Origin of the sequence: Spirosoma sp. 209, assembly GCF_002006735.1 — a bacterium.
Lineage (GTDB): Bacteria > Bacteroidota > Bacteroidia > Cytophagales > Spirosomataceae > Spirosoma > Spirosoma sordidisoli.
Map to the genome: position 1 here is coordinate 245,536 of NZ_MVEC01000004.1, position 22,227 is coordinate 267,762.

General features: G+C 56.0%; 19 protein-coding genes and 1 tRNA gene. 9 read left to right on the forward strand and 11 right to left on the reverse strand.

The genetic code is table 11. From position 1 onward, the window contains the following. Positions 1-217 precede the first annotated feature (217 nt). From B1C80_RS08820 to B1C80_RS08835, 4 genes are all read right to left on the reverse strand, one after another. A complete protein-coding gene (locus B1C80_RS08820) occupies positions 218-1,894 on the reverse strand; it encodes a M1 family metallopeptidase (RefSeq protein WP_077920708.1) in 1,677 nt (558 codons plus the stop codon). A gap of 48 nt (positions 1,895-1,942) precedes the next feature. After that, positions 1,943-3,097: a hypothetical protein gene (locus B1C80_RS08825; RefSeq protein ID WP_077920709.1), complete on the reverse strand. Its 1,155-nt coding sequence runs from the start codon at positions 3,095-3,097 to the stop codon at positions 1,943-1,945. Positions 3,098-3,197: 100 nt separating this feature from the next. Further along, positions 3,198-4,508 carry an adenosylhomocysteinase gene (gene ahcY, locus B1C80_RS08830; protein WP_077920710.1) on the reverse strand — a complete coding sequence of 437 codons (1,311 nt, stop codon included), beginning with the start codon at positions 4,506-4,508 and terminating at the stop codon, positions 3,198-3,200. 140 nt (positions 4,509-4,648) lie between these two features. Beyond that, a complete protein-coding gene (locus B1C80_RS08835) occupies positions 4,649-5,116 on the reverse strand; it encodes a RidA family protein (protein WP_201723560.1) in 468 nt (155 codons plus the stop codon). A gap of 135 nt (positions 5,117-5,251) precedes the next feature. Between B1C80_RS08835 and B1C80_RS08840 the strand changes: the two genes are divergently transcribed. Both B1C80_RS08840 and B1C80_RS08845 read left to right on the forward strand, forming a co-directional pair. Continuing rightward, complete coding sequence (locus B1C80_RS08840) at positions 5,252-5,743, forward strand: MarR family winged helix-turn-helix transcriptional regulator (RefSeq protein WP_077920711.1); 492 nt, start codon at positions 5,252-5,254, stop codon at positions 5,741-5,743. A 44-nt stretch (positions 5,744-5,787) separates the two neighbouring features. Continuing rightward, positions 5,788-6,249, forward strand: coding sequence for a GNAT family N-acetyltransferase (locus B1C80_RS08845; RefSeq protein WP_077920712.1), 462 nt, complete (start codon positions 5,788-5,790; stop codon positions 6,247-6,249). Here the strand turns inward: B1C80_RS08845 and B1C80_RS08850 are convergent, their stop codons facing one another. Together B1C80_RS08850 and murF are read right to left on the reverse strand one after the other, a co-directional pair. Further along, entirely contained in the window at positions 6,250-6,900 is a 651-nt protein-coding gene (locus B1C80_RS08850; RefSeq protein ID WP_077920713.1) for a GDSL-type esterase/lipase family protein, read from the reverse strand. It abuts the gene before it with no gap. Between the two features lie 45 nt (positions 6,901-6,945). Further along, positions 6,946-8,238 carry a UDP-N-acetylmuramoyl-tripeptide--D-alanyl-D-alanine ligase gene (gene murF, locus B1C80_RS08855; protein WP_077920714.1) on the reverse strand — a complete coding sequence of 431 codons (1,293 nt, stop codon included), beginning with the start codon at positions 8,236-8,238 and terminating at the stop codon, positions 6,946-6,948. A gap of 132 nt (positions 8,239-8,370) precedes the next feature. Between murF and B1C80_RS08860 the strand changes: the two genes are divergently transcribed. Then, on the forward strand, positions 8,371-10,647 hold the full coding sequence (locus tag B1C80_RS08860; RefSeq protein ID WP_077920715.1) for an FG-GAP-like repeat-containing protein: 2,277 nt from the start codon (positions 8,371-8,373) through the stop codon (positions 10,645-10,647). A 109-nt stretch (positions 10,648-10,756) separates the two neighbouring features. Then, positions 10,757-11,122, forward strand: coding sequence for a hypothetical protein (locus tag B1C80_RS08865; protein WP_077920716.1), 366 nt, complete (start codon positions 10,757-10,759; stop codon positions 11,120-11,122). 104 nt (positions 11,123-11,226) lie between these two features. Here B1C80_RS08865 and B1C80_RS08870 read toward each other — a convergent pair whose 3' ends face one another. Then, positions 11,227-12,774 carry an ATP-binding protein gene (locus B1C80_RS08870; RefSeq protein ID WP_077920717.1) on the reverse strand — a complete coding sequence of 516 codons (1,548 nt, stop codon included), beginning with the start codon at positions 12,772-12,774 and terminating at the stop codon, positions 11,227-11,229. A 266-nt stretch (positions 12,775-13,040) separates the two neighbouring features. On the opposite strand from B1C80_RS08870, the gene B1C80_RS08875 reads away from it, so the two are divergent. Further along, positions 13,041-13,256 (forward strand): hypothetical protein, encoded by a 216-nt coding sequence (locus B1C80_RS08875; protein WP_077920718.1) that lies wholly within the window; start codon positions 13,041-13,043, stop codon positions 13,254-13,256. 56 nt (positions 13,257-13,312) lie between these two features. On the opposite strand, the gene B1C80_RS08880 is transcribed toward B1C80_RS08875, so the two are convergent. Beyond that, a tRNA-Thr gene (locus B1C80_RS08880) sits at positions 13,313-13,385 on the reverse strand. Between the two features lie 104 nt (positions 13,386-13,489). Here B1C80_RS08880 and B1C80_RS08885 point away from each other — a divergent pair. Further along, positions 13,490-15,433 (forward strand): ABC-F family ATP-binding cassette domain-containing protein, encoded by a 1,944-nt coding sequence (locus tag B1C80_RS08885; RefSeq protein ID WP_077920719.1) that lies wholly within the window; start codon positions 13,490-13,492, stop codon positions 15,431-15,433. Positions 15,434-15,801: 368 nt separating this feature from the next. Then, the gene (locus B1C80_RS08890; protein WP_077920720.1) at positions 15,802-17,100 is read left to right on the forward strand and encodes a DUF5103 domain-containing protein; all 1,299 of its coding nucleotides are present in this window, start codon (positions 15,802-15,804) and stop codon (positions 17,098-17,100) included. A gap of 57 nt (positions 17,101-17,157) precedes the next feature. Here the strand turns inward: B1C80_RS08890 and ychF are convergent, their stop codons facing one another. Beyond that, complete coding sequence (gene ychF, locus B1C80_RS08895) at positions 17,158-18,258, reverse strand: redox-regulated ATPase YchF (protein ID WP_077920721.1); 1,101 nt, start codon at positions 18,256-18,258, stop codon at positions 17,158-17,160. Between the two features lie 195 nt (positions 18,259-18,453). Further along, positions 18,454-18,783 carry a DUF3276 family protein gene (locus B1C80_RS08900; RefSeq protein ID WP_077920722.1) on the reverse strand — a complete coding sequence of 110 codons (330 nt, stop codon included), beginning with the start codon at positions 18,781-18,783 and terminating at the stop codon, positions 18,454-18,456. A gap of 271 nt (positions 18,784-19,054) precedes the next feature. Between B1C80_RS08900 and B1C80_RS08905 the strand changes: the two genes are divergently transcribed. Both B1C80_RS08905 and B1C80_RS08910 read left to right on the forward strand, forming a co-directional pair. Next, positions 19,055-19,495: a septal ring lytic transglycosylase RlpA family protein gene (locus tag B1C80_RS08905; RefSeq protein ID WP_077920907.1), complete on the forward strand. Its 441-nt coding sequence runs from the start codon at positions 19,055-19,057 to the stop codon at positions 19,493-19,495. A gap of 105 nt (positions 19,496-19,600) precedes the next feature. Further along, positions 19,601-20,512 (forward strand): DUF58 domain-containing protein, encoded by a 912-nt coding sequence (locus B1C80_RS08910; protein ID WP_077920723.1) that lies wholly within the window; start codon positions 19,601-19,603, stop codon positions 20,510-20,512. A gap of 129 nt (positions 20,513-20,641) precedes the next feature. Here the strand turns inward: B1C80_RS08910 and B1C80_RS08915 are convergent, their stop codons facing one another. Further along, positions 20,642-22,135: a thioredoxin-like domain-containing protein gene (locus tag B1C80_RS08915; protein ID WP_077920724.1), complete on the reverse strand. Its 1,494-nt coding sequence runs from the start codon at positions 22,133-22,135 to the stop codon at positions 20,642-20,644. Positions 22,136-22,227: the final 92 nt, after the last annotated feature.

The window sequence follows — 22,227 nt, forward strand, 5'->3', positions numbered from 1 at the left end:
GTAGCCACAGCCGCTAATGTAGGCCGGCAAACCCAGCCAAGTGGGCGTAGCCCCTGGCTGTGGTTGGCAAGCCAGCTCCACATCGACCGCCCCACAGCAAGTGGAAACTTAAAAGAAGAACGCGCTAACGTACCGCTTCACCACAGCCAGAGGCTACGCCTACTGGCTGGGTTTGTTGACCACAGTCAGGGGCTGCGCCTACTGGCTGGGTTTGCAGCTATTCGACAGCAGTGATGCGCACGTCGAACAGGCCTTTATCCCGGTCTACGCTGACTGGACCGGCGCCGGCTTTGAGCGTCAGAGTCTGCCAGGAGCGGGTAGGCCGTAGCAGCTGCCAGTCGCTGGTGCTGGTCCGGACCCACACGGGCAGGTTGAACCCATCCGTGTCGGCTACCCAGCGGTAGCTCATCTCCAGCTCGTCGGTGCCTTTGCCAGCCAGTTTATACTCGAACGTGGGCAGGTCGGCATGGCGCAGGTACTGATCGAACAGCGGGCGCAGGTTCACCCCGGTCTGTTTGCCCAGAAAGTCGATGATTTCATCAGTGTATACTATGGATCGCTGTTTTTCGGTCGCCAGCGCCCGGATGGCCGCAAACCAGGTTTTGTCATTGTTAACGGCGTGGCGGAGGGTATGGAGCATCCAGGCTCCTTTGTAATAGATGTCGGTGTCTTCCTGTTCGGCATTGACACCCAGCGGACCCAGCATCGGAAACTTGTTTTTAATCAGCTTCCGCTGGTTGTTGAGGTAGCCGATGGTGCGGGCTTCGTCCTGCGTACAGGCCATGTACAGGGCTTCGGCATAGGTCGTAAAGGACTCATGGATCCACATTTCAGCCTGATCGGCGCAGCTCAGGCTGTTGCCGAAGTATTCGTGGCCGCTCTCGTGGATGATGATGAAGTCGAACCCGTAGGCGTTGTTGCGGTACTTGTTCCCGTAGGCGACCGCGCTCTGGTGTTCCATGCCCCAGTAGGGTGTTTCAACCAGTTTGTAGCCGTCGCGCCAGAAAGGGTATTTGCCGAAGTGAGTTTCGTAGCAGGCCAGCATGGGCTTTACCTGGGCGAAGTGCGCTTTGGCCCTGGCCAGGTTGCCGGGCAGTACGTAATAGTCCAGCGCCAGTTTCTGGCCATCTTTGGCGGTGTAGGTATCCGAAATGTGGGCGTAATCGGTAATGTTGAGGGTTACGTTATAGTTGTTGATCGGGTAATGAACAAACCAGGTCCATTCGGTTTGTGTACCGCCGGCGGCCGGCTTCTGCCCAACCAGCTTTCCGTTCGAGACGCAGGTCAGCCCTTTCGGCACCCGGCAGCGGATGCGCATCGAGTCGGGCTCGTCGGAGAGGTGGTCTTTGTTGGGCCACCATAAACTGGCGCCCGTACCTTCACAGGCTACCGTTACCCAGTCGGCCTGTCGGGCCGTTGTGGTGTCTTTGCGCCAGACGAAGCCGCCATCCCAGGGGGCATTTTTGGCAATCTGGGGCTTACCGGCATAACTGATGGTGATATCGCGAACCTGACCAGCCGCCGGGGCATCGGGCAGGGTGATGAAGAGGGCGTTGCCGTCGCGGGTATAGGCAAGCGGTTTGAGCTGCCCGTTGCTGCCTTTCTGGGTAATGGATCGGACCGCCATGCTGGCGAACAGGTCGACCTGCATCCGCCGAAACGGCTTCACCACTTTATAACGGATGGTGTTGCTGCCCTGGATGGTTTGGGTAGCCGGATCGACGCGCAGGCTCAGGTCGTAAAAAAGCACATCGTAGCTGGTACGTTCGGGGCGGAGACCACCCCGCAGCGAGTCGGCATGGGTGAAGCGGCTGGCCGGTGTCTGCGCCTGCACCGACAGCTGGCTCAGGATCGAAAGAAATACGGCAAAAGCCAGCCTGCTAATGGCGTTCATAAACGGGAGTCTGAAGAAGCGATAAAAAACACCATGCCGATCAGGTAATTAAATCAGGTTGCCCGGCAGCACAATGGTTGTTCGCTCGGGGCGGTAGTTGACTTTACGAAGCCGTCCGAAGCCGCCGATGCCGATCTGCAGGTTGAACAGGCCACCGGAAAAGGGCTTGCCAATCAGCACCGGGCTGTAGGATACTTTGGTACGAACAAACCAGAAGCTATTTTCTGAACGATCGGGCCGGGGTGTATTATTGCCCAGTTTGATATCCAGGGCCAGGCCTACTACGGGGGCATGATCCGACACGACGAAGCCTTTGTACCGTTCATCGTTCCGGTTGCGGGGCGTCAGCTCCAGCAGCCGGTAGCCCACGTAGGGAATCAGCCGCTGCCGGGACGACTCGTAGGCGATGGCCCCCAGGCCGATTTCGAGCTGGGTGGGGCTGACGGGCATACCGGCTTCCCATTTTTTGTTCTGGTGCGAAAAGTCGGACTTAACGCTGCCGTTGTAGAGCGTGGGGTGGATAAACAGCACCGTTCGCCGGAAGGCCAGGTCCAGACCGAACACGATACCGCCCGATGGGTTGAGGTGCTGGGCCAGCGGGCCGGTGGCAAGGGCGCCCCCTCCGCCGAAGAATATGCCGTACCCTATTTTCGATGAGCGGTAGGTCGTTACCAGGTCGGGCACATCGTACAGCCGCTGAACCACCTGCCGCTGCCACCGTTGCAGGGCTGCAAGGTCGTCGCCCCCGCCGGTTTCGGCCCGGAACCGGTTTACTTCGGCACCCAGCTCGGCGTTGGTCAGGTATTCGATCTGTTTGGCCTGCTGTTTAAACCGCCGGTCGGCACCGAGCGCAATCAGCTTGGCTTTCATCTGGCGGGTATGCACTTCAACCAGATCGAACAGGACCTGATTATAAGCCAGTGTCCGCTCCGAGCGGGCTGTTTCGGATACCCACGACAGGTTGCGGAACATCAGGCAGAAGGCATCGATAGCGGGCAGGCTTCCGATCGACGTCGGTCGGACTTCGTAGCCGATCTGGTAGTAGAACTCCGACCCGCCCAGGCCGGGCTGGGCGGGGCTGTGAAAGTCGCTGAGCTGTAGCCGACGGGTAGCGCTCCAATGCAGCGTATCGATCGTGGTCTGCTGCGCTGAACAGAGCAGAGACGACGTCAGAAGCAGCAGCACCGCGAACAGTCGGTTCATGACGAAAAGATGATGGGGTTGTCTATCAACAAATATACTAAAAAAGCGCAGCCCCGTTTCCGAAGCTGCGCCAACTAAAGTGAGGCAGGTCTGTACGCGGTTAGTACCGGTACATCTCTGATTTGAACGGACCATCAACCGTAACGCCGATGTAGTCAGCCTGCTCCTGCTCGAGGGGTTCGAGCCTGGCGCCGACGTGGGCCAGGTGCATAGCCGCTACTTTTTCGTCCAGTTTTTTGGGCAGCACGTATACCTTGTTCTCGTACTTATCTGAGTTAGCCCACAGTTCGAGCTGCGCCAGGGTCTGGTTCGCAAACGAGCAGGACATCACAAACGAGGGGTGGCCCATGGCGCAGCCGAGGTTCACCAGACGGCCTTCGGCCAGCACGATGATCTCTTTGCCGTCAATTTCGTACATGTCGACCTGCGGTTTGATCTGGCTTTTGCTGTGACCATAGTTATCGTTGAGCCACGCCATATCGATTTCGTTGTCGAAGTGACCGATGTTGCAGACAATCGACTTGTCGCGCATGGCCCGGAAGTGCCGGTCTTTGATGATCCGGACGTTGCCGGTGGCGGTCACGAAAATGTTGGCCCGGGTAACGGCTTCGTCCATCGGCACCACTTCGTATCCGTCCATGGCGGCCTGCAGGGCGCAGATGGGGTCTATTTCGGTAACCAGTACGCGACAGCCAGCGCCCCGCAGCGACTCGGCCGAGCCTTTACCTACGTCGCCATAACCCGCTACAACCGCTACCTTACCGGCTAGCATCAGGTCCGTGGCCCGGCGGATGGCGTCGACAAGCGACTCGCGGCAACCGTATTTGTTGTCAAACTTCGACTTCGTTACCGAGTCGTTGACGTTGATGGCGGGCAGGTGCAGGGTGCCGTTCTTCATCCGCTCGTACAGGCGGTGAACCCCCGTCGTGGTTTCTTCCGAGAGTCCTTTGATGCCCTGAATCAGCTCCGGATACACGTCGAACACCATGTTGGTCAGGTCTCCGCCGTCGTCCAGGATCATGTTGAGAGGCTGGCGTTCTTCGCCGAAGAACAGCGTTTGCTCGATGCACCAGTTAAATTCTTCTTCGGTCATCCCTTTCCAGGCGTAGACCGGAATGCCTGCAGCGGCAATGGCAGCAGCGGCATGGTCCTGCGTAGAGAAGATATTACACGATGACCAGGTCACATCGGCGCCCAGCGCTACCAGTGTTTCGATCAGCACTGCCGTCTGGATGGTCATGTGCAGGCAACCCGCAATACGAGCGCCTTTCAGCGGCTGCGACGGGCCATATTCAGCACGCAGAGCCATCAGACCCGGCATTTCAGCTTCGGCAAGCCGAATTTCCTTGCGGCCCCAGTCGGCCAGCGCGATGTCCTTAACCTTGTAAGGGACGTACGTGGAGGTTTGCATACAGTAGTTTACATGTTTCAGTCTACAGAAGCGCCCACGATTGGCTCAGTGGGTCGGCAGCAGACCGGATTGATTTCTTAGCAAAGTGCAAAATTAGCTGCCAACGGGCAGAAAGACTAACCATTTGGTATTTTAACCAGTCATCGGACGACCGCAATGGCCTCAATCTCGATCAGCACGTCTTTATCGTACAAGGCCTGCACGCCCACATAGGTGCTGCCGGGCGGATTAGGACCCGTATAGTACTGCGTCCGGATACTGCGCACGGCGTTTAATTTGTCGTCCGTGCTGTTCACGACATAGGTTGTCAGTTTTACGACATCGCTGAATGTGGCCCCCGCAGCCGCCAGTGCCGTTTTCAGGTTGTCGAATACCTGTCTGACCTGCGCCTGAAAATCCCCTTTGTGCAGAATTTCCCCTTTGGCGTTGGCCGAGACCTGCCCGGATATATACACGGTTCGGCCGCCCTGCGCAACGACCACCTGGGTATACCCTTTTGACACCAGCAGGCCGGGTGGATTGATGTGCTGAATGGACTGGGCCAGCAGGGTGGGCGTCATAAGCAGCAACCCGACCAGGAAAATGTAGCGGTAGGCGAACAGGCGCATAAATGATGTATAGATACCGGAAGACAAGGACTGTACGGGCTGATAACCGATAAACGAAAAAAATAATCCATTACTGCTTGACATCAGGCTATATACTAATTAACTATGTAAGAGCTTACGTAATCACTTACTTATATGGATTTTATGGCAGAACTGGCCGAGCTGGCTATGGCCAGCCGGCTTCGGCGGCTGAGCGAAACGTACTGGCAGGCGGTTACGGCTATTTATCGGCAGTCGGGTCTGGATTTCGATGTTCGGTGGGCCACTATCTTCATCCTGATTGCCCGGCAGGGACCCGTTGCGGTGACGGAAATAGCCGACCGGCTCGGCATTACCCATCCGGCAGTTATTCAGGTCATCAACGAACTGGAAAAGCGGCATCTCATTGCATCGGCCAAGTCCGATCAGGATGGGCGCAAACGGCTCCTGGCCCTGAGCGAAGCGGGACTGGCGATGCTGCCCCGGCTACAGCCGCTCTGGGATGCTTTCGTAACGGTGAACCGTCAGATGCTCATGCAGCAAACGCACAATCTGCTTATATCGGTCCAGGAAATGGAAGACCAGCTGGCCGAGCAGAGCTTTTTTGACCGGGTACGGGCCGAGCTGGATGCCAGGAGCCAGCCCTAACGTCTCTTTATTTTACCTACCAATAATCTCCACCTGTAATCATCATGAACGACATCTCCATTATCTACTACCAGCCTCAGTACCAGCCCGACTTCAAACGGCTCAACATAGCCTGGATCAGCGAATCCTTTACCGTAGAAGAACACGACCTCGAACAGCTCGACCACCCCGAAACCCACATCCTGCCAAACGGTGGACAGATTCTGCTGGCGAAACAAGGCGATGAGATCGTGGGTACGGCGGCTATGGTTCCTACGGGCGAGGGGACTTACGAACTGGCTAAAATGTCGGTGGCTTCGGCGCTTCGTGGCCGGGGCGTAGGTAAGCTGCTGGCGCTGGGGGCTATCGCGTATGCCCGGGAGGTGGGCGCCAGTCTGATCTGGCTCGAATCGAATCGGAAAGCGGTGGCCGCCATCGAACTCTACAAACGGGTTGGGTTCGTGGAAGTCCCGCTCCGGCCGTCGCCCTACACCCGGGCCGATATCTGCATGGAAATGCGGTTGTAATTACCGTAGCACAGGGCGCAGTTCTCTGGCCCACAAAACATAGCCTTTCTCGTTCATATGCAGGCTGTCGGACTTGAACAGGGCGCCGATGGTCTGGCCGTTTGGCTGGCGCATAACCGGGCCGATATCGACAAAATTCGTTTTCGACTGGCCGGCCAGGAATTGTTTGATGAGCCGGTTGGCTTCGTCGACCTGAGCCCGGTATTGCCGGCGCGACGGGCTGGGTTTGATGGATATAAACACGAAAGGCACACCCGGTAACCGTTTCCGAACGTAACGAAACAGGGTAACGAACCGCTCATAGGTCTGCTGGCCGCTCACTTTGCCGGTAGCAATATCGTTTTCACCAGCGTACAGAACGATCTGTTTGGGTTTGTAGGGAATGATGATGCGATCGGCATAGCGAATGACATCGCTCAGCTCCGACCCGCCAAAGCCCCGGTTCAGCAGCTTCTTGCCCGGAAAATACGAGGCCAGGTTATCCCAGAGCCGGATCGACGAGCTACCGGTGAACAGAATAGGCCGCCGGGGTGGGCGGGTGGTTTTGTCGGCGGCTTCGAAAGCACGGATCTCCGACTCGAACCGGGGGAGGTCCTGCGCCAGGACGGGCAGGGTAAAAACAACGAAGAACAGGATTCGGAAAACAAACATGCGTGTCGACAGGAGAGAAAGCTGGCCATCAGTAGCCGCCGGGCGTTAAATAAAAGGCACAACGCTCTCCAAACTCATGCCCCTCGATCCTTTGATCAGTACATGGGTGTCGGTCATGGGATTGTCCATCAGCCAGTTGTGCAGTGAAAATTTGTCGGGAAAATAATAGGCCTTGGGCAGGGCACCGAGCGCGTACTTCATGTCTTTCCCCGCCAGAATAACCAGGTCGAACTTGGCATCGGCAATGAGCTGCCCCAGGGCTTCGTGTTCGGCCGGGCTCTCGTCGCCCAGTTCGTACATATCGCCTACAATAACGACTTTGCGTTTAGCAGGGGTAGCAGCAAACTGCCGGATGGCAGCTGCCATGGAGCTGGGGTTGGCGTTGTAGGCATCCAGCAGTACCGTATTGCTGCCTTTCTGAACCACCTGCGAGCGGTTGTTGGTGGGGTTGTAGTCGGCAACGGCATGGTGAGCTTCGGCAGGCGATACCCCAAAATGCTGCCCGATAGCCAGGGCGGCCGCCATATTCTCGAAGTTGTAGCGGCCGGGCAGGTGGGTCGTGATGGTCTGGCCGGTGTCGGTTCGGTATACGGCTACCGGCGACTCCTGCACGAGTTCGGGCTGGTTATGTTCCAGGTAAAAAACGGTCTGCCCGAAGCCGCTGCGCTCCTGATGCATGGCCGTCAGAACGGGATCGTTCGCGTTGACGAACACGGTCCCGCCGGTTGAGGCCAGATAATCGTACAGTTCGCCTTTGCCGATCCGAACCCCCTCGATACCGCCAAACCCTTCGAGGTGGGCCTTGCCGATGTTCGTGATGAGTCCGTGGGTAGGCTGACAGATTGAGCAGAGCAGGGCAATCTCGCGCTGGTGATTGGCACCCATTTCGACTACCGCCATCTCGTACTGATCGGTGATAGACAGAACCGTGAGCGGTACCCCGATGTGGTTGTTAAAGTTGCCCTGGGTGGCGTAGGTGATGTATCGTTTCGAAAGCACCCCCGCAATGAGTTCTTTGGTGGTGGTTTTGCCATTCGACCCCGTCAGGCCCACTACCGGAATGGTCAGCGTTTGGCGGTGATGGCGGGCCAGATCCTGCAGGGCCGTGAGGGCGTCGGCTACCAGCAAACAGCCGTCGGGCTGCTGAGCCGCTACGGCCGGATCGTCGACGAGGGCGTAGCGGGCTCCGGCCGTCAGAGCCTCCTGGGCAAACTGGTTTCCGTCAAAATTGCCACCTTTCAGGGCTACAAACAGGCAGTCGGTCGTAATTCGTCGGGTATCGGTCGATACGCCGGTGCATTCCAGAAATTTATGATACAGTTGCTCGGTGTTCACCATCACATTCGGGCGGGTTTCATCGTTTCAAATAGACACAGAAAACAACGTCGTGTCAGGAACAAGTCTGGGCTCGTTGCCGGCAAACGGGATGACCTCAGTGCCTCTGTGTTGAATAATCCAGTCAAAATTAGAATGAAAAAGCTGTTTACGCTTTGTTTTCTGGTAAGTCCGTGGTGGAGTATGGCGCAATCGAACGGGGCCTTCGGGTTTCAGTACGACCAGCGCCCAACCGTCAGCGTCAACGGCCAGACCGTGCTGAACCCCTGGGTGGGCGGGCTGAACGCTACCCAGTACTCGACCCTCCGGCTCAACGACGACACCCGCGACGATCTGGTTGTGTTTGACCGGACTACTAATAAGCTCAGCACCTTTGTAGCCATCGATAACCCGACCGGTAGCGGAATTGCCTGGCGGTACGCGCCCGAGTACGAAGCCGTTTTTCCAACCGTTTACAGCTGGCTGCTGCTGGTCGATTATGACGGCGATGGCCAAAAAGATCTCTTCACCAACGGCGCCAGCAGCATCCGGCTGTTCCGGAACGAACCCGTCAACGGGCGCCCCGTATTTCGGCTGGTGTCTGCCGAGCTGATGACCGAAGGATACGGTGGGCGACAGTCGCTCTACGTGGCGGGTGTCGATACGCCGGCCATTCTCGATTATGACAACGACGGCGATATCGACGTGCTCACCTTCGACCCCTCGGGCGATCAGATCTCGTATCAGCAGAACGTGAGCGTGGAGCGCACCGGCAAACGCGACGGCCTCGACTTCAAACGCACGTCGGGTCCCTGCTGGGGTTACTTCAAGAAGAATTTCTGCAACGACTTTGTCTTCGGGCTGGAGTGTGGCGATGCTCCGGCCTCCGTTGAGCCGATTACGGCGGGAGCGGTAGCCATCAAGCCACCCCTGGCCGGTACCAATCCCAACGGCCGGCCGCTGCACTCGGGCAATACGCTGACGGTGGTCGATACCGATGGCGACGGCAATAAAGATTTGCTGTTCGGGTTCGTTACCTGTTCTAACCTGGCTCGGCTGCGGGGCGCGGGACCCAACTCGAACGTAGCCCGTTTTGTCGGCTTCGACAGTTTGTTTCCGGCCAGCAAGCCGATTGTGTTTCCGGCGTTTCCGGCGGTATCCTGGGAAGATGTAGACGGCGACGGGCAAAAAGATTTGCTGGCTTCGCCCAACGTCGGGTATAACGAAAATCAGGTCTTCGATTTCCGGGCTTCGGGCTGGTACTACAAAAACCGCGGCAACAACCGCAACCCCAATTTTCAGTTTGTACAGACCGATTTCCTGCAAAAAGACATGCTCGATCTGGGGGAGAACGCTACGCCAGCCCTGGCTGATCTCGACGGCGACGGGGATGCCGACCTGCTGGTGGGGTTCGACGGTCTGCGGACCGGAACCAGCTACCGGGCGGGCTTATGGCAGTTCGAAAACCAGGGCACCAACCAGAATCCGGCCTTCGTACTCGTCACGACCGATTATCTGGGTATCAGCCAGTCGCTGGCCCTGACATCGGTGCTGCCTCAGCTGATCGATATCGATGCCAACGGCAGTGTTGATCTGGTGCTGACCGGTACCGGCGCGCGCAATGTAGAAATGCGGGCGCTGGTGAATACGGCTCCGAGAGGGGCGGCTGTCCGGTTCGATCTGAGCCGGGCTACCAGCTGGGCGCTGCCCGGTACGCAGCAAATCGGCGAACGACCGACGCTTACCGATGTGGACCGCGACGGGTTGCTCGATCTGCTGCTCGGCAAAAACGACGGCACTATCAGCTACTACCGCAACGCTGGCTCGGCTACCAGCCCTTCGTTTCAGCTCCAGAACCAGACTTTCGGCGGGTTAACGGCCAACGTGTTTCAGGATCGGGCGCGGTCGCTGGTAGTGGCTGACCTAAACGGCGACCAGAAAGCAGAGCTGATTTCGGCATCTGACCACGGCGAGCTCCGGATCTACCGCTTTCCCGACCGGCCCGACCAGCCTCTCACCCTGCTCGACTCGCTGCCGGGTCTGGGTCTGCCGGGTGCGGGGCTGGTGGCGGCTGTGGCTGACCTCGATGGTGATCAGCTGCCCGACCTGATGCTGGGCAGCCGGGCAGGGGGGCTGCGGTATCTCAAAAACACGTCGCAGAAAGTAGTCGTTACGGGTACCAAACCCGAAGAGCCCGTTAGTCCGTGGGCCTTCCCAAACCCGACCGATCATTTTCTGACGGTGCGTCCCGCCTTTACCGGACAGGTCGAACTGCTGTCGTTAGCCGGTCAGGCCGTATTGCCCGCCCAGCCGGTCCGGGCTGGTGAAGAGACGTTGCTGGATGTCAGTCAGTTGGCCGACGGAACCTACCTGCTCCGGCTCACGGGCGAAAACCGGCCCGCGCAGGTGCAGAAAGTCGTTGTCTGGAAGTAGCAGAAAACAGTTTGGGGCTTCGTCGGTTAGAGACACATACGACTGAGTCACGGCCCGCAACGAGCCCTGACCAGCCATAACCTGATCATCTCAACTACGAAAAACCAGTATGGAAAATACAAACAACGCCGATCAGCAGCGCGTCGACCAGAATACGGGTGGCCCGCTGGAGGGTATGTCGCCCCAGAATACCAACGTACCCGAGAACAACGACGAGATGGATGCTGTGGTCTACGCGGGTCTTGGCGTTAACAACGACCCTGACGTGATGAACCCCGGCGATGAAGAAGCAACCGACACGCTGCTCTACACCGACACCGCCACAGCCCGCCATGCGACCGATGAAGTATCGAACGCCGACGACCTGGACGACACCCCCGACGATCTGCTCGCCGACGACCTCTCCGACGATGAGCTGGATCGGGAAATAACCGAACTCGCCGAAGACGAGGAAGCCAGCAACGAGCGGTACTAGCCAGTAACCGAACCGACCTCTGGCGGGTGGTTTCTCTGGGGGTGATTGGTGGGACGGCGCAAGGGCGTACAGCCACCGATCATCCCCAGAGAAATCACCTTTTTTTATAGCAAAGCAGGCAGATAGATGGTGAATGTAGCGCCCTGACCGGGCTGGCTGCGGGCACTGATGTAGCCTCTGTGGTTCTCTACTACTTTTTGCACAATGGTGAGGCCAATGCCGGTGCCGTCGTATTCGGAGCGGGTGTGGAGTCGCTGGAAGATGGTAAAAATCCGGTCCAGGTACTTCTCGTCGAAGCCAATACCGTTGTCGGTCACGCTGATGGCGTAAAACAACCGACTGGTGTCAGACGCGGCTATTGGCTGACCGGGCAGAGGTCGCACAGCACTCCCGGGAACCTGTTCGCAGTCGATACGTATATGTGGCTTTTGTTGACCAGAAGCTGGTTTGGCGAACTTGAGCGCGTTGCTGAGCAGGTTTTGAAACACCTGCCGGAGCTGAAGTGCATCGCCCAGTACAGTGGGCAGCGACGTTACCTCGACCTGCGCCTGTTTCTCATGAATGGTGGCTTCGAGGTCGGTCAGCACATCCCTCACCACTTCCGGCAGGGAGATGGTCCGGAAAGGCTGCGACTGGGTCGATAGCCGCGAGAACGTCAGCAGATCACGAATAAGCGTGTTCATCCGACTCGCGGCCGACTGCATCCGGTCAATCAGCTCACGACTATGATCGTCTACGGCCGGACTCGACTGGCTTCGCAGAATGTCGCCAAATGACTGAATCTTGCGGAGCGGCTCCTGCAGGTCGTGGGAGGCTACGTAGGCGAACCGTTCCAGGTTCTGATTCGACCGTTTCAGATTTTCGATCAGCAGGTTAAGTTCCTGCTCGTGGTGCTTGGCCGCCGTAATATCGATGAACGTCATCAATAGTCCGTCGCTCAGCTTCGAAATCGATATGTCGTACCAGTTCTCGATACCATTGACGCTGATCCGGCTTTCAAAGCGTTGAGACTCGCCCGTTTCGACGGTGTGGATACAGCGCGGCAGCAGCTCCGGCTGCGCCAGCGTGGCAGGCTGGTTGAACAGGGTATCGCCGATCAGCTGGCTAACTGGCTTCCGGATCAGGCGGGCAGCTGCGTCGTTCACCAGCCGGATCCGTAGATCATACAGCGTGCCCGTCTCGTTGCGCAGAGCCTCGCAGGTGACCATCCCATTGATCGAGCCGTTCAGAATACGTTCGGTAAGGTCTTTCTGCTGGCGGAGGGCGGTGATATCGACAAAGGATGCAGCCAGTCCGTCGCCGTACCGCTGGAGGGTCAGCGAAAACCAGCTCGTGCAGAGCTGGTCGTTCAGCTGGGGCTGAAAGTCAACCTCGTACGGCTGCCCGGTTTCTACAACGCGTCGGGCCTGCTCCCATATGTTAACGGTATTGGCGGTAGGAAATAAATCGGTAGAGTTGCGATTAAGCATATCCTGTTCGCTCATGCCCACTACTTCTTCTGCTTTTCGGTTGGCCAGTATGAGCCGAAAATCCTGAATCTCGCCCAGCGCCGTACGCAGGCACTCGAACAGCATGATGGCGTTGCCTGACAGGCTGAGTGCGGCCCGAAGTTGAACCGGGTTTTCGGACGGGGTCATAGATGGGCTTTTCATAACGTCGTTGAGCTACGGCACAGACTTTATAGAAAGTACTAAAAAACAGCCATATAACGTATGATGGAATCGGTTTGTTTCATCCGGGGGCCTGTTAATCAGCAGATTGTCACCTGTGTAGCGAACAAAGTACATACCGGGTAAGTGATCAGGTGCCATTGAAATGCCAGAACAGAGTCCCCCATGATAAAAGTCGGGGCTATTCATGTTTCGGAGAGGGGCTATGGCCAAGAGCTCACCGGCATCAATGCCGAAAAACAGGGCCCATGAATGCCGAGGCTATTCATTTGTCGGATGAGCCGGAACCGACCAGCAATAATCAAGTCGAGACAATAGACAAAAAAACAAATGAGTCGGCCAGCTACGACAAATGCCTGGTACCGGCATTCATGCCGGAAAAAAAGGACCATATCCGCCAAGATCCAACTCAAAAAAATAGACCAAAAAAACGAACGAGCCAGCCAGCTACGACATATGAATAGCGCCGGCATTCATGCCGGAGACACAAAAAATCCCCACTCGGTTGAGCGGGGATATGAGCCTCCTACGGGATTCGAACCTGCGACCTACGCATTACGAATGCGTCGCTCTACCAGCTGAGCTAAGGAGGCTTTTTGCTGTTAGCGGGTGCAAATATAGGGCCAAAGCCCCATAATGCGCAACTCATGATACAAATTTTTGCAGCCGACCGGGCATTTTTCGGTAAATTTGCCCCATGATTTCCATCACGAACCTGTCGTATTACCTCGGCAGCCGCGCGCTCTACGAAAACGCATCGCTGCACATTAAGCCTAACCAGAAAATCGGTCTTATTGGCCTCAACGGTACCGGCAAGTCAACCTTACTCCGCATCATCAATGGCGAATACCAGGCCGATGGCGGTACTATCTCCAAAGCCGGCGACGTTACGCTGGGCTTCCTCAACCAGGATCTGCTCAGCTACCAGACCGATGACTCCATCCTGTCCGTAGCCATGCAGGCCTTCGCGCGGCAGAACGAGCTACAGCGGCAGATCGATGAGCTGCTGCATGAGATGGAAACCAACTACCGCGACGAACTGGTCGATAAACTCGGCAAAGTGCAGGAAGAGTTCGACGCGCTCGATGGCTACACCGTACAGGCCCGGGCCGAAGAAATCCTGGAAGGTCTCGGCTTCTCGACCGACGATCTGCAAAGACCCCTGCGGACGTTCTCCGGCGGATGGCGCATGCGCGTGATGCTCGCCAAGCTGCTGCTGCAGAAGCCGTCGCTGCTGATGCTCGATGAGCCGACCAACCACCTTGACTTACCCTCGATTCAGTGGGTCGAGAAGTATATTCAGACCTACGAAGGTGCCGTCATAGTCGTATCGCACGACCGCGAGTTCCTCGATAACGTCATCGACGTGACGGTTGAAGTAGCCGGTGCCAAGCTGAATTACTACCCCGGCAATTATTCGTTCTACCTCGAAGAAAAGGCGCTGCGGAACGAAATTCAGAAAGGAGCTTACGAAAACCAGCAGGCCAAAATTCGGCAGACGGAGCGGTTTATCGAACGCTTCAAGGCCAAAGCCACGAAGGCTAAACAGGCCCAGAGCCGCGTTAAACAGCTGGCCCGCATGGAGCTGGTCGATGCGGTGATCGACGAAACGGCCCGGGTAAACTTCAAATTCCAGTTTTCGACCCAGCCCGGCCGACATATTCTGCATCTGGACGACATCACGAAGGCCTACGGGCCCAAGCGGATTCTGACCAGGGCCGATATCCGGCTGGAGCGGGGCGACAAAGTAGCGCTGATCGGTGCCAACGGTCGTGGTAAATCGACACTGCTGCGGATTATTTCCGGTTCGGAGCCGGTTAACGAGGGCAAACGCCAGCTGGGTCATAACGTGTCGTTCAGCTTCTACGCGCAGCACCAGCTGGAGTCGCTGAGCGTTGAGGATACGCTGCTCGACGAACTGAAACATGCCAACCCAACCAAGAGCGAAGGGGAGCTGCGGGGCGTACTGGGCTGTTTCCTGTTCTCCAACGATGAGGTATTCAAGAAAATTAAGGTCCTGTCGGGGGGCGAAAAATCGAGGGTAGCCCTGGCCAAGGTGCTGCTGTCGCAGGCCAATTTCCTGCTGCTTGACGAGCCAACCAACCACCTCGACATGCAGTCGGTGAATATCCTGATTCAGGCGCTCGAACAATATGAAGGAACGTACGTAGTCGTATCGCACGACCGCTATTTCGTTTCGCAGATTGCCAACAAGATCTGGTACATCGAAGATGAGCAGATCAAAGAATATCCGGGTACGTATGACGAGTACGAATGGTGGATGGAAGAGCGCAAGGAGCAGGAAGGCAACTCCAAATCAGTTGACAAGAAACCCGCGCCTGCCCCCCAGCCAGCCACCACCACCCCGCGCGCCAGCGACGACGAACGGAAGGAGTGGCAGCGAACCCTGAAGAAACTGACCCAGCAGGCCGAAGAATCAGAAACCAAGATTAGCCAGCTGGAAGAACGCAAAAAACGACTCGAAGCCGAACTGGCCGACCCCGCTACCTACGGCGACAGTAAGCTGATGCAAGCCAAAAACGACGAATACCACCGCGTCAAGGCCGAAATCAGTCAGCTTCAGGACGAGTGGGAAAACGCCATGCTCGAAGCCGAAGAGTGGGAAAAGAAACTAGCCTGATCCCGACAAACCCAGTCCAACCGGCTGGGTTTGTTCATATAATGTGGCCTGTAAACGGGTTTGCCGATAGCTCCATACATGACATTCTCCCGGCGGTCGGGTTTTCGGCTGGCCCCGTTAGGGGCGGCATGGAGATGAAAACGGATCGCCTGACTGAATTACCAGGTCGAGGCCGTACCTGTTGTCAGTACCAAATTTAGCAACCTGACATCTGGGAAGGCCGACAGGGAATTGGCTCGTTTGTTGAGTAAAGTAAACTGATTCAACCGGCCAGCCCTGCAGACAGCCGGCTAATTTCGCTATCACCACTGACGGTTTGCCGCCAAAACCCGTTTAGTAGATACCTGCTTCTGCTGATAACATCGCTAATGATCTCGTACCGCCTGCTGATTATGTGTTTGTGGATGACTTCGGTCGTCGTTCCTGTCTGTGCCCAGTCCGTTCCGGCGGTCGATCAGATTTACGACCCCAAAATTCAGACCGTCCTGCTGTTTCCGCAGCTGGCCGCCAACGCAGCCGACAACCCGTCCGAAACGCTTAACCCGCCGGTTATCTCGCTCGACGAGACTGCCTTTCTTCAGCTTGAATTCGATGATCTGACGGCCAACTACCGGTCGTTCCGGGCCAAACTGATGCACTGTAATGCCGACTGGAAGCAGTCTGTGCTGAACGATATCGAGTTTACCTACGAGTACAACGATAACCCCATCACCGACTACGCCGTATCGATCAACACCAAGGTGCCGTACTATCACTACAAGTTTCCGGTGCCGCGGGTCAAACTGCCGGGCAATTACCTGCTCATCGTGTACGACGAACGTAACCGGAGCAATATTATCCTGACGCGCCGGTTCAGCACCTACCAGAATCGGATTCGGGTCAACGCGGCCGTTGCCTTCTCGTCGGATCCGTCGAGGCAGTTTACCGATCAGCAAATCGATCTGGCCATCGATTATCGGGGGTATCAGGTGATTTCGCCCCAGGACGATTTCAGGGTCGTTGTCCGGCAGAACTACCGCGACGACCGGACCATCGGCGGACTGCGACCTACCAACGTCCGCGCCTTCGATCAGGTGCTGGAATACCGGCTGATCGATCTGAGCAACACCATGCCCGGCGGAAACGAATTTCGTTTTTTCGACATACGAACGGTACTCTCGCGGGCTAACTTCATCGACCGCATCGAGCGCCCGGCCGACCGCAACATTGCCTACGTTCAGCCTGACCAGGCGCGCAGTCGGGGGGCTTATATCCAGAGCGACGACTTCAACGGCCAATACGTGATCGACCACCGCGAAACGGGCAACGGCGCTACCGGCGCTGACTACATCGAAACCGTATTTACGCTGCGGATACCCGAGTTGCCGGGCGTAGATGTATTTGTAAACGGAGCTTTTAACCTCTGGCGACTGGACGACCGCAACCGTATGGCTTTCGACGCGGCATCGGGTACCTATCAGGCGGCTATCCTGCTTAAGCAGGGCGTGTATAACTACGATTACATCGTTCGGACGAGTGGCCAGCCCCCGCGGGTCGATGAAGGGTATATCGAAGGAAACTACTCGGCTACCGAGAACGAGTACGAAGTATTTGTCTACCACCGTCCGCCGGCTGCCCGCGCCGACCAGCTTGTAGGCTACCGGCGTATGAGCGTCAACCGGCGGTAGTAAAGAACAAAAAAAGGGCTAAAAGTGAATCTTTTAGCCCCAACAGTAGGATGATGGCTAGGCGCTGTGGAGGAACTCCATGATGTCACCATCCTGCACGACGTATTCTTTTCCTTCGACGGACAGCTTACCGGCTTCGCGAACGCCCGCTTCGGTCTTGAACTGCTCAAAGTCGGGGAGTTTCATGACCTGCGCCCGGATGAACTTGCGCTCAAAGTCGGAGTGGATGACCCCGGCGGCCTGCGGTGCTTTCCAGCCCCGGTGGATGGTCCAGGCCCGTACTTCCTTAACGCCGGCCGTGAAGTAGGTGATCAGCCCCAACAGCCGGTACGACGCTTTGATCAGCTTGCTCAGCCCCGACTCGGTCAGGCCGTACTCACCCAGAAACAGCTCCCGCTCATCGGGGTCTTCCATCTCCGCAATCTGCGACTCGATACCGGCGCTGATGATGATGACTTCGGCACCTTCGTCTTTTACGGCTTCGCGCAGGGCGTCGGAGTACTGATTTCCGTTAGGGAGGCTGCCTTCGTCCACATTGGCCACGTAAATGACCGGCTTCACAGTCAGCAGCGATATGTCGCCGATGGCCGTTTCGCGCTCTTCGGGCGACACCTGTACGGTGCGGGCGCTACGGCCGGCTTCCAGGGCTGCTTTAAACTGTTTCAGCACCTCAAGCTCGACTTTGGCTTTGGCATCGCCCACGCGGGCTGCCTTGTCGATCCGCTGAATTTTCTTGTCGACTGATTCGAGGTCCTTCAGCTGTAGTTCGGCGTCGATAATCTCTTTGTCGGCAATAGGGTTCACTTTGCCTTCTACGTGAACGATGTTGTCGTCTTCGAAGCAGCGGATCACGTGAACGATGGCATCCACCTCGCGGATGTTGGCCAGAAACTTGTTGCCCAGTCCGGCGCCCTGGCTGGCCCCTTTTACCAGGCCGGCAATGTCGACAAACTCGATGATGGTTGGAACGACGCGCTGCGGCTTCACCAGACTTTCGAGCGTATCGAGTCGGTCATCGGGTACGGTGACCACACCGACGTTGGGTTCTATCGTACAGAACGGGTAATTGGCGGCTTCGGCCTTGCCGCTCGATATTGCATTAAACAGGGTTGATTTGCCGACGTTCGGTAACCCCACAATTCCACATTGTAAGCCCATAAGAGAATGCGTGATGGAGCGAATGAGTGGGGGAGGGGGCCGTGGCTATAGGTTTGGCAGGCCCATCTTCCCATTCGCTCTATCGCTAAATAGTTTAGACAAAATTACAACAAAAAAAGCCTTCGGCATGGGCCAAGGGCTGAATAGGATTTTGAAAACGAGTGAGTAGAGTCAGATCATGCAGCTGGCGTTCAGTTATTCCCACTTGAGTTCGCTGCTGGCGTAGTCGTCCGATTCGTCGCGTTCGCGCTGGGCAAACTGCGAAAAGTCGACATCGGGCATAAGCTCTGTTTTAACATGATCTACGGTTTCCTGAAGGGCTTCGATAAACTTATCGAAGTCTTCTTTATAGAGAAACATTTTGTGTTTTTCGTAGGTGAAACCTTCGCCCTGCGGCTGTCGGCGGCTTTCAGTTATGGTGAGGTAATAGTCGTTCGCGCGGGTGGTTTTTACATCGAAGAAATACGTTCGTTTGCCCGCCCGAACCCGTTTGGAGTAAATCTTTTCCCGTTCTCTTTCGTCCACAATGCGTTAGGTTTAGTGCGTTCGTAAACGCTAAAGTACGTTCATTCGTATGAGAACAAAAAGAATTGAACAACAATATTTTGGGGCGAAAATCCCTCACATTCGGGCCAGGTTGTGGAGACCATTCCACAGATTTTTCGATAAAGCCTTGTCTTTTAGGCATATATGATGTATCTTTGTAAAACAGGAATTGCACTTTTTGGGGATGGAGATTTGGCCCAGTCAGTTAATGCAGCCGCTCCATTGCATTATTCACGTAACCAATAGCTGTATGAGTGTAATCATGTCCATTATGCTGTTTTTTAGCAGCATAAAACCGGCGGAGACTCTACCGAGTCTCATACAGAAAGGCAAAGCGTCTTTTTATTCCAAAAAGTTTAACGGCCGAAAGACGGCCTACGGTGAGCGCGTCAGCGCCGATGCCCTCGAAGGCGCTCATCGTTCGTTCCCACTGAACACCCTGGTTGAAGTTACCAACCTTGACAACCAGCGTACCGTAATTGTACGAATCAATGATCGGGGTCCTTTTGCCAAAGGCCGCGTCATTGACCTGACCCACGCAGCCGCCCGTGCTTTAGGCATGATTTCGAAGGGCGTTGCCAATGTTTCGCTCCGGGTTATTGGCAAAAGCCAGTCCGTTGCTTTCGCACCCGCTCCCTCAGCGTTCAGTGCACCCGTTGCTTTCCAGCCCCTGCTGGAGCCGGTTCTTTAATAACCATCCGGACTGATCGGTCCGGTCCTGTTCCCGCCCGATACCCCGCTGTGCAATTCCTGACGGGGGTGTCGGGCGGGTTCGTTTTTTGTGTACCTTACCTATATGAAACAACCACTTAACCTGGGGCAGGTACGTTCGTTCGGCAATGTCGAATTCCTGGCCCGCCAGCTGGTCGAAGGGTTTATTACAGGCCTGCATAAATCACCTTTTCATGGCTTCTCGGTCGAGTTTGCCGAACACCGGCTCTACAACACCGGCGAAACCACGCGGCATATCGACTGGAAAGTATACGGCAAAACGGAGAAACTATTCGTTAAACGTTACGAAGAAGAAACAAACCTCCGCTGCCACCTGCTCGTCGATACGTCCTCGTCCATGTATTACCCCGAGAGCAACTACGGCAAAATAACCTTTAGCGTAATGGCTGCGGCCTGCCTGGCCTATATGCTCCAGCGCCAGAAAGATGCGGTGAGCCTGACGGCCTTTGCCGATCAGATCGACCTGCAGACGCCTACCAAGTCGACACCCTCGCACGTACACAAGATCTTTACCCAGCTGGACCAGCTCATGCTTCAGCCCAAACCCCTGCGCCGGACATCAGCTGCGGAGGTGATTCATGAAGTAGCCGAAAAGATCAATAAGCGGTCGCTGGTGGTGATTTTCAGTGATATGTTCGATAACTCGGAGAAGTCGGATGCCTTGTTTTCGGCCCTGCAACACCTGCGTCATAATCTCCACGAGGTTCTTCTGTTCCACGTTACGGACAAAAAAACCGAAGAAGACTTTGCCTTCGATGAGCGGCCCTACGAATTTATCGATCTGGAAACGGGCGAGAAAGTGAAGGTACAGCCCGGCCAGGTGCGCGACACGTACCAGCAGGCCGTCAAAAATTACTTTCAGGAGCTGAAACTCCGTTGCGGTCAGTACAAGATCGACTTTATCGAAGCCGACATAGCCCAGGGTTTCGAGCAGATTCTGACGGCCTACCTGGTGAAGCGAACAAAAATGAGGTAGTCAACGATTGTCAACTGGTCGGAAAACGGAGACGAATCCGGCCAGACGAATGATAAAAAAGGCCAGCGCGACTAGTCACGCTGGCCTTTGGTTTTATACGGGATCGGGCATCGAGTGCCGGAAACTGGCTTATTTTTTAACGCTGGCCTTGGCGTTGGCTGGTGCCGTAGCTGGCTTTTTGGCGGTTGCCTGCTGGCGTCTGTGGAAACCGATAAAGTCTTCCAGCTGCTCCACGGGCAACTTGCGCGCAATGATCTTTTTGTCTTTATCGAGCACGTAAATCGTGGGCGTGGTCCAGACATCATACTGACGGCGATAGTCGGTGCGGAAGCTGTAATCGTAGGCGTTGATGGCTTTCTGGAGCTTGAACTCTCGAATGAATTTCTTCCACTCGTCGGGGCTTTGCTCGACCGCGACCGCTACTAACTCAACGCCTTTGCTTTTGTTCGCATCGACAAACTGCTGCAGTTTCGGAGCGCTCTCGCGGCAGTGGCCGCACTGTGGATCATAGAAGAAAACGACCGTATAGTCTGACTTGATGTTGGCGAAGGCAATGGGCCGGCGGAGGGTATCGCTGACGTTGGGTATCGAAAGTACCTTCCCAACCAGCGTTGGCTTCAGCGACTTAACCCGCTCGCCAATTTGCCGGATCGTTGTCGAGTCGGTAACCGGCATTATGCCCGTCGCGTAGTACTTCTCGAACATGTGGACATACAGCCCATCGGTGCCCATGATTTTGGGTTGTTCGTACTGGCTGGTAATGTACCAGATGGCATACGACTTCACTTCTTTCGACTTCCCTTTTATGGCGTTGTTCACAATGAAGTCGGCCTCTTTAATGAGCGAGTCGGGCGTCTGAACGGTCAGTTCTTTCAGGTAACGGTCAAGTTTGCGCTGGAAAATCGGGGTGCGTACAAACCGCTCGTCGGCAAAGTCGAACCCGTCCCAGAAGTGGCTTTTGTAATAGTTGAAAACCCAGGTCGAGTCAGAACGGCCGTTTGCGAGTTTAGGGGCGGCTGGTACGTCGGGTTCGGCGGTGGCTTTGAGGAGCTTTACCGCAAACGTACCGGCGTTGTCTTTGAGGAACTGCTCGCGGTAGGTCTGGGCCTGCTTCTGCAGGTCGGCCAGTTGTTTGTTGGTGACTGCGGCCGATACGGCGTCGTCGCGGAGTTTTTTCTGAATGTTGAGCGCCTGGGCTTCCTCGTAAATCTTGCCAAGTTGCTGCTGGTACGTATAAAACAGGCTATTTTCTTTTGAGCCGGTAATTTTCATCTCCCGTACGGTATTGGCCGTATCGGTCTCGAACGAAAAATTCTGGTTGGCTTCGTCGATCAGGAATTCGATGTAACGATTTTTGGGCGTCACAACGATGTACAACCCGCCGGGCAGGCGCTTCGTACCGGAGAACGTCATCGAGCCGGTTGCGTCGACCCGGGCCGTGTCTTTCGGAATGTACTGGGTGGCGCCAAAATAATGGGCCAGCACACAGGTTGTGTCTTTGAGGCCCTGTATGCGACCTTTGATGGCAAAGCCGTCAGACGGAGCAGAAGCCGGCGACTGCGCCCAGCCGACTGTTACCAGCAGTAAACCAAGTACAGAGGTTAGTATAAGACGGTTGTTCATAGGGGGTGGTACGTATCTTCGCGACTGTGAGATGTCAAAAATACAGATTTCAATTTGTAAATACGTCAGGTACAAAACGCTTGCCATCCCGC